Source organism: Peribacillus frigoritolerans, assembly GCF_001636405.1.
Classification (GTDB): domain Bacteria; phylum Bacillota; class Bacilli; order Bacillales; family DSM-1321; genus Peribacillus; species Peribacillus frigoritolerans.
The window spans coordinates 2,404,093-2,424,892 of sequence record NZ_KV440950.1 but is presented as its reverse complement, the minus strand read 5'-3'; the positions used below and the strand labels follow the sequence as shown (position 1 = coordinate 2,424,892).

Below are 20,800 nucleotides of genomic sequence, written 5' to 3'. Positions count from 1 at the left end.
TCCATGAAAGAGATGAATTTCATTTCCGGATTTGCCCCTGGCCGTATATGAAGTACTTGCTTGATGTTAAGGCAGGTAACCCCATTGGTCCGCGTGCATGCAGCTTTTGAGTGGAAATGCCGATTTCTGCGCCATAACCGAATTCAAAGCCGTCGGTAAAACGGGTGGAAGCATTGTGATAAACGGCTGCGGCATCCACTTTATTCAAAAATGCGTAAGCATTTTGTTCATCCCTCGTTAGGATTGCTTCAGAATGCTTGGAACCGTATCGGTTTATGTGATCAATGGCATCGGATACACCTTTTACAGTTTTCACGCTGAGTTTTAAAGCCAGGTACTCAGTTGACCAATCTTCCTCCGTAGCCGTTTTCGCTCTCGGAAAGGAGCTGCAAACCGCTTCATCTCCATATAATTCAATACCCTTTTCGTCCAGGAGTTCCAGAATACGCACTCCATTTTCTTCAAACCATTTTTCATGGATCAGAAGCCCTTCAATGGCATTACATACGGATGGTCGCTGAGTTTTACCATTTAAGACAATTTTTTCGACCATCGTGATATCTGCGGTCTGATCGATGAAGATATGGCAATTGCCTGCTCCTGTTTCAAGGACGGGGACAGTGGACTCCTTAATCACCGTTTCAATTAAGTTCTTTCCGCCGCGTGGAATCAAGACATCTAAATAGTCATTTAGATGAAAAAGTTCCTTAGCGGTTTCACGACTTGTATCCTCGATCAACTGAACAGCTTCTACAGGGATTTCCGTATTCTCCAATGCTTTATGAATGGAAGAGACTAGTGCGATATTGGAGTATTTGGCTGACGAGCTGCCTCTTAAGATGACAGCATTCCCCGTTTTCAAGGATAATGTAGCTGCATCGATGGTCACATTCGGCCTTGCTTCATAAATCATCCCGATTACCCCGATAGGCACCCGTTGCTTTTTAATCAATAAACCATTCTCTTTTTCGATCGTTTCCAATCGTTCCCCAATCGGATCATTTAAATCGATTAAAAGCATAATGGCCGCTGCCATGTCATCAATACGGTTACCATTCAACATAATTCGATCTAATATAGACTCGCTGAGACCTTTTTTCCTGCCATCTTCCAGATCCTTTTGGTTTTCCTTTATCAAAAAATCTTTATCGATAATAAGTTGTTTCGCAATTTTCCCAAGAGCCTCATTCTTCTTTTCCGTACTCAATCCGATTAGCTGATAACTGGCTTTTTTTGCTGCCTTTCCTTTCGCCGTCACTTCATTCATTTCCAAATGCCCCCTTTTTTCTTGAAATTGATTTTTTATGCTTTCACCCATTTATCGCGATGGATCACTTCTATGGAAGTGATTATAAGCTCGGATGTCCTCTTTCCCATCGCCTGTTTTAATTCTTCGTCGGAATAAAGGACCTCACCCCGCCCTAATAACCCATTTGCACCAAAGACTTCGACAACATCACCCTTATTGAAGGCTCCTTTAATTTCATAAATTCCAGCTGGCAGCAGACTGCTGCCATTTGAAACTAAGGCCCTTTCGGCACCTTCATCAACGAAAATTTTCCCGGATACTTTTGAATGAAGGGATATCCATTGTTTGTTTTTCGTTACCGTCGTCAAGAGATCATTCCCAATATACGTGCCATCACCATTGCCTTCAAGGATTGTTAGAAGTTTATCACTCCCCAAACCAGAACCGATGAATACTTTCACCCCCAGAGACAATGCAGTTTGCGCTGCAATCAGCTTCGATTTCATCCCACCGGTTCCGACATTGGAACCTGCACCTTCTGCCATTTGCAATAAATCATCCGTTATTTCGGATAGCTTATCAAATCGTTTAGCCCCTGGATTTGTCTGTGGATTGGAATCATAAAGCCCATTAATGTCCGTTAATATGATCAAGTTGGACGCGTGGACCAGGCCGCTTACTAAGGCGGATAGCATATCATTATCACCAAAAGTCAACTCCTCGACCGATACTGTATCATTTTCATTTATGATCGGAAGGATGCCTCGTTCAAGCAATTCCATCAATGTGGCATATGCATTTTTATATCGATCTTTTTTCGAGAAATCTTTCCTTGTTAATAAAATCTGCGCCGGAACGATTCCAAAATGTCCCAATTGTTCCATATACGATTGAATCAATAGGCTTTGACCTACAGCTGCAGCAGCTTGTTTTCCTTTGAGAGTGACAGGTCGCGTAGGGTAGCCAAGCTTGCGAAAACCTGTCGCTACAGCACCTGATGAAACAAGGACAACTTCATGTCCGGCTTTCCTTAAAGCTGCCACTGCCTGGATATGATCGGAAAATTTATTCTGGTCGATTTCACCTTGTGTGTTGGTCAAAGAACTACTTCCTATCTTTACAACGATGCGTTTCTTTTCCATCGATTACTTCCTCCAATAAATATCTAAGACATGAAAAAAAGCCCTTTTCATCCTCGAAATAAGGACGAAAAGGGCTGCTCTCCGTGGTACCACCTTCATTGAATGCAAATTCATGCATTCCACTTTGCCTGATAACGCCAGGATTTGCGCCTATGTTTTGCATAGGACTCAAGAAGCAGGTTCAGCGCATTCCTGTCGCGGGCCTTCCAGCAATTGACGCCGCTCTCTGTCACAGTGATTCTCGCATACTAATCTTCTCTCAACGTTCATTGTTTTAATATAGTATGCAAAATTATCTTCTTGATGTCAATAACATTCCTTCGATGAATGAACCTTATAGCGCCATGGCTGGGCCGAAGAATTCATAGTGGATTTTATCCGTATCTACCCCAAGCTCTTTCAGGTAAGTGATTATGGCCTTCATGAAAGGCACAGGGCCGCACACATAATAATCAGCCTCGGGTTTAACAATACTGCTCAATAATTCCTTATCAACATACCCTTGCTTTGCAAAATCCGGCAGGTTCTTATCATCCTCACTCGGATTTTTAAAGACAAAGGATAATTGATAGTTGGTAAGTTTGTGTCCTAGTTCTGTCAGTTCCATTCTGAACGGCTGTAAATGGCCATTATCGGTTGCATGAATGAATTGTACATCACGCTCAGGTGTCTGTTCAGCTACCGCATGTACCATGCTCATGAAAGGCGTTATGCCAACGCCTCCGCTCAAGAATACTGCCGGTGTTCGTTTATCCAAGTCGATGGTGAAATCACCTGCAGGAGCCGTTACGTCAATACTGTCACCCATCTGAATGGATTCATGCAAGTAGTTAGAGACCCTTCCATCAGGAGAGGTTCCCGGCTTTTCTTTTTTAACGGAAATACGGAAATAATCTTTTCCCGGAACATCAGATAAACTATACTGACGGTTGAATAAATGAGATTCACCCGGTATCTCGATCCGAACGGTAATATATTGTCCCGGAAGAAATGCCGGAACCTGATTTCCATCTGATGGCTTTAGATAAAAGGATGTGATTACGTCACTTTCCCGTACTTTTTCCACCACTGTGAATCGTTTGAAATCAGACCATCCGCCGACCTGATTGGAAGCTTCGTCGTACATTTCCTTTTCGATGCTAATGAAAACATCCGCAATGACTCCGTACGCCTCCCCCCAAGCTTGAAGGATTTCTTCTGTAGCCGAATCTTGTAACACTTCTTTGATTGCGCCTAATAGGTGTTCTCCAACAATTGGATAATGTTCGGCTTTGACGGCAAGGCTTCTATGTTTTTGTGCTATTTGCTTCACGGCAGGTAAAATCGTTTCAAGTTGATCTATATATTTAGCTGCTGCCAATACCGTGTTGGCAAGTGCAGTTTGCTGGCGCCCCTTTTTTTGATTGGCATGATTGAAAACATTTAATAATTCAGGATGTGCTTCGAAAAGATTTTTATAGAATACAGTTGTGATAGTTGTACCATGCACTTCTAATACAGGTACGGTTGATTTTATAATATCGATAGTTTTCTGGGATAGCATAGGTAAACCCCTTTTCATAAACAAGTATTTTGAATACATGTTTATATTAGAACTTAAATGCATTAAAAGCAATATTATTTATACATCTTTTCAGATAATAAGTTTTCATGTTTATAAAATGTTCACATTTATGATATAGTCAAATGGGGATAGAATGTGAGGCGATAAACATGAGGTTGACGAGTTATTCCGATTACTCACTTAGAGTGTTGATTTACCTGGCTACCCACGACCACAGCAAATTATCAAATATCAAAGAGATTTCTGAAGTATATCAACTGTCTAAAAATCATTTGATGAAAATTGTTCATAATCTAGGTAAATTAGGCTATATTGAGACGATACGTGGAAGAAATGGCGGTTTCCGGCTTGCAAAATCACCCGCTGAAATAAATGTAGGGGAACTTGTGCGGAGAACCGAAGAAGATTTTTATCTAGTGGAATGTTTTAAAGATCACGATAACTGTGTGATTTCTCCCGTATGTTCATTGAAATTTGTCCTTAACAATGCCTTGGATGCTTTTCTTCAAGTCCTTGATCAATATACGATTGCAGACTTCAGCGAAAATAAAGTGATGCTCAAAACCTATTTTGATTCGGTAAAGCAGAATGACGAAGAGCCCGATTTTTTATAATCGGGCTTTTTTCCATTAACCGATGATTCGTTCGATTTGCCATTCTTTTTCCATTCGCAAATCTATGATCTCTGTACCGGTTTTCAACAAAGCTTTAAGGGGATTATATGGATCCATCATGATGATCGTCCCGAATCGTCCATTGGTAAGCATGACTTCTTTTCCTACCAACGTGGACATAAATCGGCTTTCAAGCTCCATTAGGATCTCAGGATTGAATTTACTGAACATATTCCCTGTTCATTTGCTCAATCACCTTATAAAACGGCATTGCCTGATGATATACACGATTTGATGACATCGCTTGGAATACGTCGGCTATAGCGAAGATTTCCGCATGAAGATGGATATCCTTTCCACTCAGCCCTAGAGGATAGCCTTGCCCATCTTCCCGTTCATGGTGCTGGAGGGCTGTTAATGCAATCGATGGTGGGATTCCAGGGATATTTTTAAGTAATTCATATCCATAAATGGCATGGCGTTTCATATCTTCATATTCTGCCTCATTAGGTTTACCCGGTTTTTCCACTATATTATCCGAAATCCTTGTTTTCCCCATGTCATGCAGCATGGCTGCCAAAGTCAGGGCTGAAAGTTTTTCTTTGGATAATCCAAGCTTCATCCCTAGATAAGTGGCGATTATCCCGACACCGATATTATGCGGATACGTGTACTCGTTATCTGCATGCGGCTCATCGAAAAGGGAATAAATATCAGGATTCATTGCAGCTTCTGCAATGACAGGTGCATCTTTTGCTTTAATCAATACAATCTTTTCAAGCTGTATTTTTCTTCTTTACGTATATCTTGAAAGATGTTTTTCAATTGAAGAGAAGCTTCGTTGATTCTATCCTGAATATTTACGTTAGGTTCGCATGATCTACCCTTAAAGCAAATGCATCTTTTTTCAATTCTTTCCTTATGCAAATCAATTTGGGGTATGGTAAAAGGCTGTTTCACATGCTTCCATCTTCCATTTTCTTACCTACAATACCATATCCTTCATTTCCTTGTGTCTTAATGAAAGCAATTAAGTTCGGTCATTAAGTTCATTGCCAAGCTGTTTTAGTTTTTCACCAACCGTGCATTCTGAAATACAGAACTGATGGGCATACGTACGCCCCTTCTCTTTTCGAAAATGCTTTCTTAAGAAACAATCTTGGCAAAATGAAGCGAGAACATCTTCCACTTCTTCATATATTTTTTTCCTGTTCATTGTTGTTATGGCTCCTTTGACCCAGCAATTTCTATTTTACTGAAAATGGCCTTTCCCTGCAGTGCAAGTGTGGCCAGGCGATCGGCTTCCTGGTTTTCCTTTCGAGAAATCGGCTTGCAGACAGGAATGATCTTTAATTTATCCAGTTTCGCTTCAATGCGGTCCAGCCATTTATTTAAGTTTTCTTCCATACAAGGCCATTCACCGGAAAGTTGATTTAAGACGACGAGAGAATCACCTTTAAAGACACAGCTTTGATGGTGGATTCCAAGTTCGTCCATCTGCCTGACCGCTTCATGAAAAGCCGCATATTCAGCTTCATTATTGGATTCGAATTGCTCCAATTTCACGTTGGTGCGTAACCGCAAGAACTTCTTTCCTTGACGATAATAAATGGCAACACCAATTCCTGCCACCTTTTCATCTTTTTGAAAACCTCCATCAAAGAAGACCGTCACATCCTGCGGTTCTTCCTCAATTTCCGTCAGGAGTTTCTTTAACTCCTTCTTGGTCCATGTTGTATCGAATTCATCCTTGAATTCCACTTCTTTCAGCCTTCCTGCCTTTTCAAGATCTTCCGTAATGACCAGTGCAGTCCCGGCATCAAGCCAATCCGAAACGAAATCGGCAGATGGTTTTTTTGAAGCTTGATATGTCCATTGCATAATTACCTTCAAAGATTTCCAGCTCCTTATCCATTCACGATTCATGCAGAACAGCTTACAATTTTCATACCTTTTTTTCGTCATACCCTTTATAATATATTGTAAGCATTTTAATCACTCTTTTTAATTATAGTTCCCATATCAGCCTGAAATTCTCATGTTTCAATCTTAATTTTACATGAAACGTTATTATATCGAACATTTTAACAGTTAAACTCGAGGAGGAGCACATCTTGATCGAAGTGTATATTGATGGTGCCAGTGCGGGCAATCCAGGGCCTAGCGGTGCAGGTGTTTTCATAAATAATAACGGTGTGGTCGAGAGGCATTCCTTTCCGCTTGGGAATATGGAAAACCATGAAGCGGAGTACCATGCCTTAATTAAAGCATTGGAGATTTGTGTGGCCAATAAGTATCAAGTCGTTTCTTTTCGTACGGACTCCCAAGCCATAAACCAAGCCATTGAAAAAAGATTCGCAAAAAATAAGTATGCCCTTTTGCTGGAACGGGCGTTAAAGCTTTCCGACGAGCTTGATTTATTTTTCATGAAATGGATTCCAAATATCGAAAATAAGTCCGCGGATGAGTTGGCGAGACGGGCCATTCGATTGAATAAGGCTGAGGAAAATCATGAACAAGACAGCTGATTTTTCATTATTATTCGTTGTATTCATTTGGGGCGTCACTTTTGTCATGGTCCAAAATGCGCTATCATTTCTTGACCCCTTCACGTTTAATGCCGTCCGTTTTTTCATGGCGTTCGTATTCTTGCTCATCCCTTATTTATTTACTCAACACAAAAAGGGGAAAAACGGGAGCAAAGGCCTTTTTAAAGCTGGGTTTCATATTGGTGTATGGCTTTTTCTCGGTTATGGACTTCAAACGATCGGATTGAATTATACAACGCCTGCCAAGACAGGCTTCATAACAGGATTAAGTGTTGTCATGGTACCTGTTTTTTCCCTGCTGCTATTAAAGCATAGGCTTTCCCGCAATACAATAATAGGTGTCGCAGCCGCAACCATCGGACTTTATTTAATGACTTTCGCTGACCGCTCCAATTTGAATATCGGTGATTTGCTGGTATTTTTGTGTGCAATCAGTTTTGCCATGCAAATCATTACTACCGCTAAATATGCCAAGACCCTTCCCGCTTTAACGCTGACGTTGATTCAGGTTTCCACCGTATCTTTATTATCATTTGTTTCAGCTTTCATTTTCAAAGAGAATCATTCCGTCATCTTCAGCTCAGAGGTCATGTTACAGAGGGATGTATGGACTGCTTTGTTGGTTACGGCAGCCCTTGCCACGGCCTTTGCCTTTTTCGCACAAACTTTCTTCCAAGCCTATACTACACCTACAAGAGTGGCGCTGATCTTTTCAATGGAACCGGTTTTTGCAGCGTTATCCTCATACATATTGATAGGGGAAAAATTAACTTCCGCTTCCATCATCGGCTGCGCATTCATATTCTTGGGAATGATTTTTGCAGAACTGCCTGTTAAGAAAAAGAAACCGGTGACACAGGGGTTTTCTTGAAAAGCCCAAAATAAATCGGACTTCCAGTTACGAAGTCCGATTTATTTAAGTAGCCCCTGTTCTTTTGCAAACGATACCGCTGCACTACGCGTTTCAATGCCATTTTGTTTTAAGTTTTCCAAAAAGGAGATATAAAAGCTGCCATCAAAATTCTTTTGTACCTTTAATGTCAACTCTATTGCTGCATTGACTAAAATATCACTTGCATCCGTGTAGCGCTTACCAAAATAAATAAAACCAATCGCGTCATTACCAAAAGTGAATCCCTTACCCTCTAAAAAACTAACATACTCTTCAGTTGATTTCGCCACTTCCTCATCCACTCCATACTTCATGCCTTATTTTCATCTTACCGTATATCAAAGAATTTGACTATCCATTTTTCGACAAAAAAATCATCGTACAAAGTAAAGGACCGATGTCCCAGACTGTACAATTTGACCGTTGATTGGAACGTAGGGCACTCGCTTTCCGCGGGCGGCCCGCCCTCGGCGCAAGCGCCTGCGGGGTCTCCCTTCAACTCGCGGGCTAGTAGATCCCCAATCTCTTAAATTCAGGCGGAAATTTAAAGGGAATTTCAAAAGGGGGAGCTCCCATTGGGAAGCTCCCCCTTGTTTGATTAGATCATGCGCAGTAATGTCCTGAATTCATGATCCCTAGCCAGATTTTTGACCTTTTCGCGATCATACTGATAGACCGCATCGTCCAAAGGACATGAAATTGGTACATCACATTTTATTTCTGCTAGCTTTCTGGATAAATGAAGCATATCGACAGCGGATTCAATTTTAGCCCGTTGCCCATTCGTCAATGAAGCAACATTTTCAAGAATGCCTTCGATACTTTGATACTGTATCAATAATTTCAACGCTGTCTTCTCCCCAATTCCTTTAACTCCGGGATAGTTATCAGCTGTATCACCCATTAAAGCTTTTAAATCGATCATTTGCCTTGGTGCAATCCCTTTCCACTCAAAAAAGCTATCGGGATTATGCACCTCATAGTTACCATACCCTTTTTTTAATAATAGTACGGAAATGTTTTCATCTATTAACTGAAGCATATCTTGATCGCCAGTCAATATACCCACTCGGCTATGCTGTGCAGATGCTTTGGCAATTGTTCCGATACAGTCATCCGCCTCATAACCAGATAGTCCTATGTTAGGGATATCGAATGCTTCAACCGCTTTTTTCGCTAAGTCGAATTGAGGGATCATTTCGACTGGAGCTTCTGATCGATTCGCCTTGTATCCATCAAATAATTCATTTCTGAAAGTCTTGCTGCCCATATCCCAGCATACCGCTACATGACTGGGTGAAAAGTGATTCACCGCCGTCAGCATATGCTTCAAAAAACCTTGAACGGCATTGGTCGGGATGCCTTTGGAGTTAATCATGAATTGACCAGTAACGGCCGTTGCATAAAAAGCTCTAAATAAAAGCGCCATTCCATCGACAAGCATAAAGGATGGATGCTGCTCATTTTCTTTCATTAACACATTATCACCTCTATCATGATGTACTTCCATTTTAACATAACTGTCCCTTTTTTTAAGGATCGTTTAATTGGTAAAAATATTATTCAATTGGATTATCATCATACGAGATCCAGTCACTGAAACTGCCAATATAAATCTTCACATCTTTAAAGCCCGCTTCTTTCAGGGCGATAAAATTGGGTGAGGCCGTTACACCTGAACCGCAGTACACAATGATTTCCTTATCTTTACCAATGCTTTTAAAATTCGACTGAAGATCTTCCTTCTTTTTAAAATAGCCATTTTCCATAACGTTCGTCCACACCTTATTTACTGCACCAGGTATATGGCCGGCTTTTTTATCAATTGGCTCCTCGATTCCCTCATAGCGCTTAGATTCCCGTGAATCCATTAATACGATATCGTCAGATCTATTCAAAGTGTAATCCTTCACTTTTCGAAAAGATGCAAAAACGTGCTCATTTAAATCGATACGATATTCGGTTGGCATATAATTCATTTGAATCGAGTCAATCGGATAGCCCGCATCCCTCCAGGCGCGATATCCCCCGTTCAGGACAAAGACTTTCTGATGCCCAAGGTAGCTTAGCAACCAGACAAACCTGGAAGCAAAAGAACCTTCCCCGCCATCATAAGCGATAAGTACAGTATCGTTGGTGATTCCATTTGATTCCAGTTTATCTTTAATGGTTTCCAGGTCAGGAAGAGGATGTCTTCCGCCATGATCTTGAACCTGACCAGATAAGTCCTTTTCAAGATCGAAATAAACAGCGCCTAAAATATGGTCTTTTTTGTAATCATTATACCCTGCATCAGGAGAGCCTAGTTGAAAGCGGCAGTCACAAATTCTGATATCTTTAGAATTCAACAACGGCAACAGCTCTTCTTTTTCGATTATAAAACTCATATCATAACCCCCTATTCCAAAATGGCCCAAATCAATTCATTAAGTTCCATTTCCATGTTCTTCCCTTGATGAAGCCTAGTTATCTCATTCTTTATGGAAAGTGATTTCCCTTCTATTAGCGAAAGATTATTTTCACTTTCATTGTTGCTTATACATCCTTCCATTTGTTTTGTTTTAAATATCCGGGTCATCCTGCTTTTCATTCCTTGATCCATTGAAACCGAATCAAGTAATTCCCATACCGATAATGGTGGCAGCGAACCCCGTTGGATGATATATTCAAGGGTTAAATACGAACGGTATACTTGTACCCATATTTTTAGCCCTTTTCTTTCGGAACCCCTTGTTTTTGTCAATTGTTGAAGATTGTCGCTCATCATCCGATAGTAATGGTGCCCCAGTGCCTTTTTGGAATAGCAATCCGCTATCAAACCAGTCATCTTCCTATAATAATCCGGATGGGTGATCAACCTGATAGGTGACTGAAACAATTCAAATAGAGCAGGGTTACTCTTTAAGGTAAGTCGGGATGATTTAAAGAGATCCCAGCCTTCCATGTCAAATAGGCCTTCTTTCACTTGAATGACTTCAACTGGCTTACTCAAGCTCAAGTATGATCGCTTATCATTATGTACATATATAAACCGAACATCGTAATCCGATTGGACCGATGATAAACCAAAAGAATGGCTGCCAGTAACAGCAGCCATCAATATGGTTATATCCTCATTCTTTTCCAGGTATCTCAAGCGTGAAATAAGGTTTTCTTTCATGAATGAACCTCGTTTCTATTTCGAATGCATTTTAGCCAATTCCGCTACAGCATTTTCATAATACGGTAAATCAACCGTTTCCTCCAATGCTGCACGTAAACCTGCAAAGATATCCGATACTTCCGTCTTAAACTCTTTTTGAATCGCGAGTAGCTCTTGATCGAGGACTTCATTATACATTTCGTAAATCCGCTCCCCCTGTTCTTTTGCATATATAAGGGCAGGTTCATCCAAACGCTTCTGAAGACCTTCGCTCATTTTCGCTTTTTCATTCTTTTCAAAGAAAGATTTTGGATTCTTGAATAATGCCAATTCCTTTTTGAATTCCCCTGTATCCAATTGGGCAAAAGCTCCAGTGAATTCAAGGGATTCCCTTTCATTGGGTTCATATGTCTGTAATGAAAGGGTTCTTCTTATTTTTTGCATTTGCTGAAGCAAACTGCCCTGTTTCTCATTCAGTAATTTATTTACAAACATTTCCGTCCTTAAAGCCGTTGCCCGCATTTCCTGGGCAAGGTCAAAGCCTAACGCATCCAATAAGTTCTTCATCGATTGCTTGAGGACAATTTTCAGATCCCCTCCATCATCTTTTAAAACAGCTGGATTGAACGATTCTTTGAAGAAATCATTAAACCGGAAGAAGACCCTTTGTTTACTATAGAAAGTCAATTCGTCTATCTCTTTTTTCAACCGTTGCTTTTCGGCATCCCCTTTAATGACTGAAAGGAGTTCCGAAATGGCCTGTGACTCATGAGAAAGTGTCTCCAGGGCTTTTCGTTTCGCTTTCTCATCCTGTCTGGAAGCTGTAATTACATCTCGTAGCAATTCTTCGGTTCTTTTTACAGCCGCTTGAGCCGATTCAATCGCAAGTCCAGTTAAATCGTTTTCTATGAAAGAATCGAATTGGCCTTGGAATTCCATGATTCCGCTATTAGGAAGGAATGAATGCTTAAACGAACCAGGCGTTTGTTTTTCCATCAACGCCCCCTTACTCGTAAGCGGGAACAGTTTTGGAAAACGGATTCCGAATCCATTCAATTGATCTGTGACATAATCCATCACTTCGTCCAATTCGTCAGTCGTTTGTGCCAGGTCGACGGCATTGACGATGAAAAACATCTTATCCATAGCGAAAGAATCTTTCACACGTCCAAGCTGTATCAGGAACTCCCTGTCTGCCCGGGAAAATGGATGATTATAATAGGTCACAAATAGGATGGCGTCCGAATTCTTAATATATTCGAAAGCTGCTCCAGTATGGCGTGCATTAATCGAATCGGCCCCAGGTGTGTCAACAAGGACCATCCCCTGCTTTGTCATTTCACAGTCATAACGCAATTCGATCAGATCAACAAGACATGACTTGGACTCTTCCGCAGCAAACCGTTTAAATCCTTCAAGGTCTACCGTAACCACATTTCCTAAATCATTTTGGTACTCGGGAAGCCCTTGATGAAACGCCCTAAGAAACGATAAGTGCGTTTTACCCTTATCAACTTCCCCTGCCTTCGCAATGATTTGCCCTGCTAGTTGAAGTGCTTCATCCAGAGTCTTTGCCGATTTATCAAAAGCTGCCAATGCCAGGCTTACATCTTCCAACAGCATCGCTTCGGTCTTTAATTTGACGGTTGCCGTTCCATGTGGATGCTCAGCGTCCGAAGACATGATTTTGTTGATTGCGGCAGTTGTCGGATTTGGTGAGACAGGAAGGACGCTTTCTCCCATCAAAGCATTGGCAAAGGAAGATTTACCCGCACTGAATGCACCGAAGAGGGCAACCGTGAACGTCTGTTGTTCCAAGCGATTTGCCTTCTCTTTCAATTCTTTATAAAGCGATTGAAACCCTCTCAGAGGTTGGATCAGCTCGGCCGCCTGTTTTAAACTCGCTGCAGTTTCCATCAGCTTTTCTTTTCCGCGTAAATCCGTAGCATCAGATGAAGAAACAGTCACGGAAGGTACAGCTTCCTTGATTTCTTTAACATGATCACTTACAGATTGTTCGTTGACGGACCTTGAATTACTTACTTTATCGGTTGTCATGATTTGGACTGTAATATTTTTTTCCTCTTCATTCCATTCAGTTAACAGCATATCGATTTCACGCTCATCGACCAATGATTCAGTTTGATGGGCAATGGCCTCTAAACGTTCCGTTTGGTACTCGATTTCCGCGTTCATCGCAGCAGTAACTTTAAGAGCTTCCGCAAATTCAGAAAAACCTTCAAGTTCCTTATCGATGGACATGGACTGCTTTTCCACTATTCCTTCCATAACGGTAACCATATCATTCAAAAATCCTTCTGATACATCACGTGCTTTCTTTTTGATGGCTGATGCCAAATCATTCGTATAGTTTAAAACGTATTCACCCGTAATATCGACTTGAGGCTTCAAAGAGTTTTTTATGTAAGATTCCGTTACCTCGATCTGAAGTGCCTGAGCCTTACTTTCAAGTGTTGAATCATGGATTTCCGCTTGATTAAGCGTTTTAACCGCCAGTTCTTTAAGATGCCATTCAAGCTGGGTTTTCACCTTTTCTTGCAGATCGCTCAAGAACGCCTTAATACGTGCCTCACGTTCGGCATCCGTTTTTTTCTTGGCAAATAATAGACCCATTTTAAAGTCCGGCTGAGCCGATTCCAAGAATGATTTACCTAGGTCCCGTGTTGCCGCCGGCATGATGTATGCGCCTTTTAAAATGGTTTCCAATGCATCGGCATACTGGCCCTTGATTTCCTCTATGCGTCCAGTCAATGATTTTTTTTCTTTCAATAGGCTGTCCACCTGATTCGTCAGGTGTATCCGCTCTTCATGAGGCAGTTCTGATAATACTTCAATATCATCGGCATGTTCCTCTTCATACTGCTCCTTCAGCCAATTAAGATGTCTTTCGACAAGGGCATTAGCCGATTGCATGATGGCATCCTTCCCATCATTTAAACCTTTGCCCGCCATTTCATATATGAATTGCTTGACCACTTCTATTTCATTTTCGGTATTGTTCAAGTCTCTTACGGATGTATAAAAAATACCATCAGGATATACATTCCAGTTCGCAAAAGCTTCAGAAACGGAAAGCTTGAAGTCTTGGAATCCAAGCTCCTTCTCATCATGCTTATCGATCATATTGATAATCAAGTATGTCGGTTTTTCAGCCTCCAACAATTCTTTCGTGAATAGGAAGTTCACTTCTGATTGGACGTGATTGTAGTCCATGACATAAAAGACGACATCAGCTAGATGCAGGGCAGATTCCGTAGAAACTCTATGTGCATCGTCTGTCGAATCGATTCCTGGCGTATCCATGATCGCACATGAATCCGGCAGTGAAAAATCATTGGAACTTATCGTTATTGCCGATACTGAATCTCCATCCTTGGCAAATTTCTTGACCTCTTTAAAATCATAAGGTGCGGGAAATAAGACTGGTGGCTTATGATGGTAAAAGACTTTGGCATAGTCTTCCCCTTTTTGTACCTTTACCGTATTTGCACTCGTAGGAATCGGACTTGAAGGCAATACTTGATCACCAAGGAGAAAGTTGATCATACTAGATTTCCCCGCTGAAAAATGACCGCAAAAAGCAATGATGAACTCCTCATTATTCACTTTCATGATTAGCTGTTTCATTTTATCTGCATTGCCTGTATCACCTGCCGATTGAAATTTCTCATACATGGCAGTCAAAATCCCCAATTTGGACTGTTGCTTTAATGTTTCTTGAATCATGAATCCATACCCCTTAATCTATCGTCATTTTGATATTCTTATTGTAAACGATTTCGTTTGTTATTCATACCGTCAGCTTTATTTTACTATATGATTCATTACAGGCCATGTTCAAAAAAAAACCACCAATTGGTGGATTCGCGCAATTTGATCATATTGTTGGAATGCAAAAAAAAAACCAGGATGTTTACCTGGTTGTTGGGGTGGGGTTAAAAGCAGCTCGGTTTTCCATTGGTGACTCGGTATAAGGTTTTACTGCCTTTGCCGGTTTTTGAATATTATTCAATACATGTTTCATCACAAAACCATATGTAGCGATTGTCAATAAAATGAATACCCAAACCATTACCAACACCATCCTCTTTTATATTGATTAGCTTTTAGTTTTTAATTAAAATAAATGATTGAAATCCGAATGAGAATAATTTTCATCTTCATTTAGAATCTTATCACGAACGATAATCATTTTCAATAAGTAATTAAATTTTTTTATTATTCTCCCTTAAAAACCGTAGAATATTCCGTGTTTTCCTTTAATGCCTTCTCTTCCAGTGGGATTCTTACCATCATCATCCAAACATTCAATAAACTAAAGATGATAGCAGTATAATATGCATTGAATAATAAGGAAATAACTAAAATCTCAGTTGCCACTATGATATAGTTCGGATGTTTGAAAAATTTATAAGGACCTTTAATGACTACCTCAGCATCAGGAACCACTATGATTTTTGTATTCCAATGTTTTCCCAATGAACGGATTACCCAAATCCTTCCTGACTGCGCAATTAGAAAAAGGGTCAGCCAAATCGGCCAAAGTCCAGATATATCCCTTTCAAGGGCGACCACTTCAATAATGAGAACAATAAAAAAACTAAGATGCATCAGAACCATCCATTTGTAATGGGACTCACCGTATTCTATTGCTCCTCCAGCTTTCAACTGTTTTTCATTTTGTTTGGCGATATATAATTCAACAAGGCGCTGTATAGCGATCAAGATAATGAAAATGGCGAAGATCATCACTTCCACCTCATTAACACAAGTTCAGATGAAAACCCAGGCCCCAATGCAGCAGCCAGGCCCACCTCACCTTTATTCCCGCCCCGCTGCATGAACCTCTCCAGAACGTACAAAATAGTTGCTGAGGACATATTGCCGAATTCACGCAATACGCTCATTGACTCTCCCGTCATGCTTTCATCGAACCCGAGGGCTTCGTGATAAGCATCAATTACTTTCTTGCCTCCAGGATGAGCGATGAAATCTTTTACATCGTTTAGATCGAATCCATTCTCCATTAAGAACTCTTGAACATTCGGTTTAAGCCAATCCTTGATGATCGTAGGGATATCTTTCGAAAAAATCACGTATAACCCTTGATCTTTAACATCCCACCCCATTACATCCAATGAATCCGGCATTAGTGTCGATTGCGAATCCAAAAATTGCAAATGTCTTGCTTTTTTTGAGAACTGTTCACTCGGCACTTCATCACCGCAAACCAAAACACAGCTTACTCCGTCGGAAAATAGGGAAGTCCCAATTAAATTGCTTTTGGAGATATCATTCCTTTGAAATGTCAGACTGCATAACTCCACGCTTAAAACAATGACCTTCGCAGTCGGGTATGCTTGGCAATATTCAAAAGCACGTGATAGGCCACTCGCTCCCCCTGCACAGCCAAGCCCCCAAATCGGAATCCTTTTAGCATGCGGGTTAAATGTAAGTTCATTCATTATCCTGGCATCAATGGTCGGGGTGGCAATCCCCGTGCTTGAGATAAAGAAGAAAGCATCTAGCTCGTTTGTCTGCAGTCCTTCTTTTAAAAATTCTGTGTTGGCTAAGCATTTTTCTATAGCTTCTTTCCCAAATTTGATTGCCTGCTGTATATATAAATCATTCCGATCGGCAAAAGAATGATCCTCTTTAAACCAATCGAGATCATTTGAAAAATATCGATTTTCCACTTGTCCATTCTTAAAGGCCTTTAGTAACCGTTCTATATTCTTAAATGATGCTCCAAATATTTCTCTCGAAAATTCCATGATTTTTTCTTGTGAAAGCAAATATGGCAGCTTTACATGAGATGCAGATAATAAATACGGCATGATTCCACCCCTAAATATTCATGATATGGTTAATATACCCACCATGACACCAATTATGCTTTATAGCTAAATGGTGATATGTATGGGATGAGTAAAACGGTGAAATCATGTTTGAATCCTTTGCAGCAGAATTCGGCAGCATGCTTGCCGGTAATGTTACCGCCTCTTTAGCAGGAGACAAAACATTGGTTGGTATTACACCCCCCCACGTCATTATGGGCAATGGCGATAAAATGGCGAGGTACCCTTCATATCACCTTAATAATCGAAATGTATACACGATATAATAAAACCCCCTTACCTATAATTTGGTAAGGGGGCGCTTTCAGTCATCTTTCTTTACTGAAGATTGATTTTGCACTTGTATAATGATGTTTTGAAACTCCTCTTTTCCACACACACTGCACCTATACTCCTGGCTTAGTATGGTCCGGCAATGAATACAATATTTTTTCTCCATCCCTATCACTACTTTCCTGAACATATACTATCAATATATTCAAAAAGTGAAGAGAGTTTCCTTTTATCTGAGAAAACTCCAAATTCATTATCAATGATATGCTTCGGTTTAAATGAAAAAAATGCCCAAAATCCTCTTCACTTGAGGATTTTGGGCATGTAAACGGGTGAATCTATCAAGATTACAGAATCTATTTTTAATCAGGCTACATTTTGCCCTTCAATACGGGCTTCCTTCACTTTCCCTTTTGTAGGTATGATGTTAAAAACGATATTCAAGAATATGGCTGTCAAACTTCCGGCAACAATACCGTTTTCCGTTAAGATTTGAAAGCTTTCCGGAATTTGCGCAAATAGCTCAGGAACGACGGTCACCCCTAGTCCCATCCCTACTGAACAAGCGATGATCAATAAATTTTCTTGAGAAGCAAAATCAACTTTGCTCAACATCTTAATTCCAGCGGCAATGACCATCCCGAACATCGCCACCATTGCACCGCCAAGCACGGATGAAGGGATAATTGTCGTGAATGCACCGATTTTTGGAACAAAACCTATGAAAATAAGAATGCCAGCCGTTGTGAATATGACATTTCTTGTTTTAATGCCTGACAATTGAATCAAGCCGACATTTTGTGAAAAAGCTGTATACGGAAACGCATTGAACAAACCGCCAATCATGATGGCAAGTCCTTCAGAACGATATCCGCGAGCCAGATCGTCTTCTGAAATTTCTTTGTCCGTGATTTCACCAAGAGCATAATAAACACCAGTCGATTCCACCAAGCTGACGATCGCCACCAATGTCATTGTAATGATTGCCGTGACGTTGAATGTCGGGGTTCCAAAGTAGAAAAAATGAGGCATATGCAGCCAAGTGGCACTGACAACCGAGCTAAAGTCCACTTTCCCAAGGAAGAAAGCTGCAAATGTTCCTACTAACAGCCCCAATAATATAGAGATGGAGCGTACGAATCCTGATGAGAATTTATACATGAATATAATGAATAACAAAGTTCCGAACCCAAGAGCTACATTATTCAAGTCTCCGAAATCAGCAGCTCCTTGGCCTCCACCAAGATTGTTGATGGCAACAGGAATGAGGGTAATGCCAATAATCAAAACGACCGATCCAGTGACAATGGGCGGGAAGAACCTTGCCAGTTTTCCGAAAAACTTACTAATGATAATGACGATCAATCCCGACGCCAAAATAGATCCATAAATGGAGTTGATTCCATATTGCGTACCAATTGCAATCATCGGGCTAACTGCTGTAAATGTGCAGCCCAGGACGACCGGAAGACCAATTCCAAAGAATTTATTTTTCCATACTTGCAATAAAGTTGCTATCCCGCACATCAAAATGTCTATCGAAACTAAATAAGTTAACTGCGCTGCAGTCAATCCCAGCGCCCCACCGACTATCAATGGAATGACGACTGCACCGGCATACATGGCAAGAACATGTTGTAATCCTAATGAAGCAACTTTTAATGGTGATTGACTAGACATTGACGGCTTCTCCTTCCTTTTCCTCAGCAAACGTAATCTCACCGAATTTCAACTCAGCAATCCGTGCAAGTGATTCCACTTGAAAACCTTGTTCCCTAAGATCCTTACCACCGCTTTGGAATGCTTTTTCAATCACGATGCCGATTCCGGCCACTTCTGCTCCAACCTGCTTACAGATTTCCACCAACCCCCGTGCTGCCTGTCCGACAGCAAGGAAGTCATCGATGATCAAAACCTTATCTCCGGCTTCAATATATTTATTGGAAACCGTAATGGTATTGGTTTCTTTTTTTGTAAAGGAATGAACGGACGCCGTTACTAAATCATTTGTTAAAGTAAGTGATTTACGTTTACGGGCAAAAATGAGCGGAACTTCCAATTCCAGCGCAGCCATCAAACCAGGTCCAATGCCAGAAGATTCAATTGTCAGCACTTTCGTTATTTCCTTTTGTTCGAAACGTTTTACGAATTCTTTACCAATTTCTTTCATTAACATCGGATCCATTTGATGATTTAAAAATGAATCTACTTTTAAAATATCTTCTGATAAAGCTTGACCCTCGGACAAAATTTTATCCTTTAAAAGTTGCATGAAGGTTCCTCCCAATCTTGGATGTTTATTGATCCATAAACTATGCAATTGTTTCAAGGCATATAAAAAAGCCCAAGAAACATCGCTGCACTTTTTTTGAGTGAAGCAATACTTCTTGGGCATGAATGAAAAATGAATCAGCAAAAGCCTTCATTATGCAACAAGATCTATTACTCACCCATAGTCGAATTATTTACGGTAATCCGGTAGAAACTTGCAGGCCATATCCCTGCTATTATACGAGTGAAACTTAATATTTTATTAATATATGAATTATAACAACGCTGACTCTATTTGAAAAGTTATTTTTGTTAAAAACCGAACTTTCAATAAAAAAAATAAGCCATCATTCGTATTAATAGAAAATTGTGAAATCACTAAACCTAAATAGCATGGATTTACCTATAAAGAAAAAACATCGCTGCCACTCTAATTAACATTTTTTGGTATTTTTCTCATACCCTTTTATGGTTTGTACAATTTGACCGTTGATTTCCTCTACAGGTACTCGCTTTCCGCGGGCGGTCCGCCCACGTCGCCTTTGCTCCTGCGGGGTCTCCCCTGGACTCGCTTTTCTAAGCAGGAGTCTCGCATCTTCCGTTCAACTTTGTTTTAACTTTTAGAACCCTTTTTCCTATCAAGCATGATTCTATCCAGCGAAATCAACTGGAAATGATTACTTTATATCAACTAGTGCCAGCGAACCATTTGGTTCGTGAAATGGAGGCTGCCATTGACTTCTTTTTCACTTATGATTTGGTGAAAGATATGTATTCAGAGGTAGGACGCCAAATATTGATCAAGTCATATTAGTTAAACTGCCCTTTGGGTGAGATATTAATGTACTCCACAACATATAAAGAGGGCCATCGTGAGTACAAATCGCCAAAACACATCTGTTCAACATCCTAATCTTTATCACAGTGTACAAAAGAATATCAAAAAGTGGTGACACGGCCTTTCTGGCAAACATATGTGGAGGAGGCGTATCATCTGCGTCATCATTTAGATGTAAAAACTATATATGCGAAACGTAAAGAAACGATTGAGCGTGTATTCGGGAGATGCAAAAGAATGGTACGCAGTGGACTACTTTAAGGGGACATAAAAATTGTCGATATCAGGCGATGCTTACTTTTTTCGCTGGATTACTTTAAAAAAGATGGCCAATCGGACATAGCAAGGTCCAAAAATGGCCTAACCTAGTGGGCTTGTAGAGCCCCA

General features: G+C 40.5%; 21 protein-coding genes, 1 pseudogene and 1 riboswitch. Of the genes and pseudogenes, 5 read left to right on the top strand and 17 right to left on the bottom strand.

Annotated features, from left to right (window positions below):
* Positions 1-19 precede the first annotated feature (19 nt).
* From A6755_RS11855 to hmpA, 3 genes are all read right to left on the bottom strand, one after another.
* Positions 20-1,267: a glutamate-5-semialdehyde dehydrogenase gene (locus tag A6755_RS11855; protein WP_063592517.1), complete on the bottom strand. Its 1,248-nt coding sequence runs from the start codon at positions 1,265-1,267 to the stop codon at positions 20-22.
* A 35-nt stretch (positions 1,268-1,302) separates the two neighbouring features.
* Complete coding sequence (proB, locus tag A6755_RS11850) at positions 1,303-2,391, bottom strand: glutamate 5-kinase (protein WP_063590742.1); 1,089 nt, start codon at positions 2,389-2,391, stop codon at positions 1,303-1,305.
* Between the two features lie 334 nt (positions 2,392-2,725).
* The gene (gene hmpA / locus A6755_RS11840; RefSeq protein WP_063590741.1) at positions 2,726-3,934 is read right to left on the bottom strand and encodes an NO-inducible flavohemoprotein; all 1,209 of its coding nucleotides are present in this window, start codon (positions 3,932-3,934) and stop codon (positions 2,726-2,728) included.
* A 170-nt stretch (positions 3,935-4,104) separates the two neighbouring features.
* On the opposite strand from hmpA, the gene A6755_RS11835 reads away from it, so the two are divergent.
* A complete protein-coding gene (locus A6755_RS11835; RefSeq protein WP_034307840.1) occupies positions 4,105-4,569 on the top strand; it encodes an RrF2 family transcriptional regulator in 465 nt (154 codons plus the stop codon).
* A gap of 15 nt (positions 4,570-4,584) precedes the next feature.
* On the opposite strand, the gene A6755_RS27045 is transcribed toward A6755_RS11835, so the two are convergent.
* The 4 genes from A6755_RS27045 to A6755_RS11810 form a co-directional block, all read right to left on the bottom strand.
* Complete coding sequence (locus tag A6755_RS27045; RefSeq protein ID WP_174878710.1) at positions 4,585-4,749, bottom strand: hypothetical protein; 165 nt, start codon at positions 4,747-4,749, stop codon at positions 4,585-4,587.
* Between the two features lie 40 nt (positions 4,750-4,789).
* Complete coding sequence (locus A6755_RS11825; RefSeq protein ID WP_063590739.1) at positions 4,790-5,335, bottom strand: HD-GYP domain-containing protein; 546 nt, start codon at positions 5,333-5,335, stop codon at positions 4,790-4,792.
* A 264-nt stretch (positions 5,336-5,599) separates the two neighbouring features.
* Complete coding sequence (locus A6755_RS11815; RefSeq protein ID WP_063590737.1) at positions 5,600-5,785, bottom strand: zinc-finger domain-containing protein; 186 nt, start codon at positions 5,783-5,785, stop codon at positions 5,600-5,602.
* A 5-nt stretch (positions 5,786-5,790) separates the two neighbouring features.
* Positions 5,791-6,462 carry a reverse transcriptase-like protein gene (locus tag A6755_RS11810; RefSeq protein WP_225988698.1) on the bottom strand — a complete coding sequence of 224 codons (672 nt, stop codon included), beginning with the start codon at positions 6,460-6,462 and terminating at the stop codon, positions 5,791-5,793.
* A gap of 221 nt (positions 6,463-6,683) precedes the next feature.
* Between A6755_RS11810 and A6755_RS11805 the strand changes: the two genes are divergently transcribed.
* Both A6755_RS11805 and A6755_RS11800 read left to right on the top strand, forming a co-directional pair.
* Positions 6,684-7,097, top strand: coding sequence for a reverse transcriptase-like protein (locus A6755_RS11805; protein ID WP_063590736.1), 414 nt, complete (start codon positions 6,684-6,686; stop codon positions 7,095-7,097).
* Positions 7,081-7,989 (top strand): DMT family transporter, encoded by a 909-nt coding sequence (locus A6755_RS11800; RefSeq protein WP_063590735.1) that lies wholly within the window; start codon positions 7,081-7,083, stop codon positions 7,987-7,989. Before A6755_RS11805 ends, A6755_RS11800 begins: the two co-directional genes overlap by 17 nt.
* A gap of 41 nt (positions 7,990-8,030) precedes the next feature.
* Here the strand turns inward: A6755_RS11800 and A6755_RS11795 are convergent, their stop codons facing one another.
* The 8 genes from A6755_RS11795 to A6755_RS11765 form a co-directional block, all read right to left on the bottom strand.
* Positions 8,031-8,324: a DUF6123 family protein gene (locus A6755_RS11795; protein WP_034307851.1), complete on the bottom strand. Its 294-nt coding sequence runs from the start codon at positions 8,322-8,324 to the stop codon at positions 8,031-8,033.
* Positions 8,325-8,608: 284 nt separating this feature from the next.
* A complete protein-coding gene (locus A6755_RS11790; protein WP_063590734.1) occupies positions 8,609-9,484 on the bottom strand; it encodes a 5'-3' exonuclease in 876 nt (291 codons plus the stop codon).
* An 85-nt stretch (positions 9,485-9,569) separates the two neighbouring features.
* Positions 9,570-10,397: a sulfurtransferase gene (locus A6755_RS11785; RefSeq protein ID WP_063590733.1), complete on the bottom strand. Its 828-nt coding sequence runs from the start codon at positions 10,395-10,397 to the stop codon at positions 9,570-9,572.
* 11 nt (positions 10,398-10,408) lie between these two features.
* Positions 10,409-11,170, bottom strand: a complete 762-nt coding sequence (locus A6755_RS11780; RefSeq protein WP_063590732.1) for a nucleotidyltransferase domain-containing protein — start codon at positions 11,168-11,170, stop codon at positions 10,409-10,411.
* A 15-nt stretch (positions 11,171-11,185) separates the two neighbouring features.
* On the bottom strand, positions 11,186-14,899 hold the full coding sequence (locus tag A6755_RS11775; protein ID WP_063590731.1) for a dynamin family protein: 3,714 nt from the start codon (positions 14,897-14,899) through the stop codon (positions 11,186-11,188).
* Positions 14,900-15,086: 187 nt separating this feature from the next.
* The gene (locus tag A6755_RS27040) at positions 15,087-15,245 is read right to left on the bottom strand and encodes a hypothetical protein (protein ID WP_156404370.1); all 159 of its coding nucleotides are present in this window, start codon (positions 15,243-15,245) and stop codon (positions 15,087-15,089) included.
* A gap of 146 nt (positions 15,246-15,391) precedes the next feature.
* Positions 15,392-15,922 carry an isoprenylcysteine carboxyl methyltransferase family protein gene (locus A6755_RS11770; protein WP_063590730.1) on the bottom strand — a complete coding sequence of 177 codons (531 nt, stop codon included), beginning with the start codon at positions 15,920-15,922 and terminating at the stop codon, positions 15,392-15,394.
* Positions 15,922-17,010 (bottom strand): type III polyketide synthase, encoded by a 1,089-nt coding sequence (locus tag A6755_RS11765; protein WP_063590729.1) that lies wholly within the window; start codon positions 17,008-17,010, stop codon positions 15,922-15,924. The genes A6755_RS11770 and A6755_RS11765 overlap by 1 nt, the downstream gene beginning before the upstream one ends.
* A 107-nt stretch (positions 17,011-17,117) precedes the next feature.
* Between A6755_RS11765 and A6755_RS26635 the strand changes: the two genes are divergently transcribed.
* Entirely contained in the window at positions 17,118-17,297 is a 180-nt protein-coding gene (locus A6755_RS26635) for a hypothetical protein (protein ID WP_134402126.1), read from the top strand.
* A gap of 373 nt (positions 17,298-17,670) precedes the next feature.
* Here A6755_RS26635 and A6755_RS11760 read toward each other — a convergent pair whose 3' ends face one another.
* Positions 17,671-18,984: a nucleobase:cation symporter-2 family protein gene (locus A6755_RS11760; protein WP_063590728.1), complete on the bottom strand. Its 1,314-nt coding sequence runs from the start codon at positions 18,982-18,984 to the stop codon at positions 17,671-17,673.
* Positions 18,977-19,576 carry a xanthine phosphoribosyltransferase gene (locus tag A6755_RS11755; protein WP_034311269.1) on the bottom strand — a complete coding sequence of 200 codons (600 nt, stop codon included), beginning with the start codon at positions 19,574-19,576 and terminating at the stop codon, positions 18,977-18,979. Before A6755_RS11755 ends, A6755_RS11760 begins: the two co-directional genes overlap by 8 nt.
* A 161-nt stretch (positions 19,577-19,737) precedes the next feature.
* Positions 19,738-19,839: riboswitch (purine riboswitch) on the bottom strand.
* 556 nt (positions 19,840-20,395) lie between these two features.
* Here A6755_RS11755 and A6755_RS27560 point away from each other — a divergent pair.
* Positions 20,396-20,733, top strand: a pseudogene (locus A6755_RS27560) (transposase); the annotation flags it as partial.
* Between the last annotated feature and the right edge of the window lie 67 nt (positions 20,734-20,800).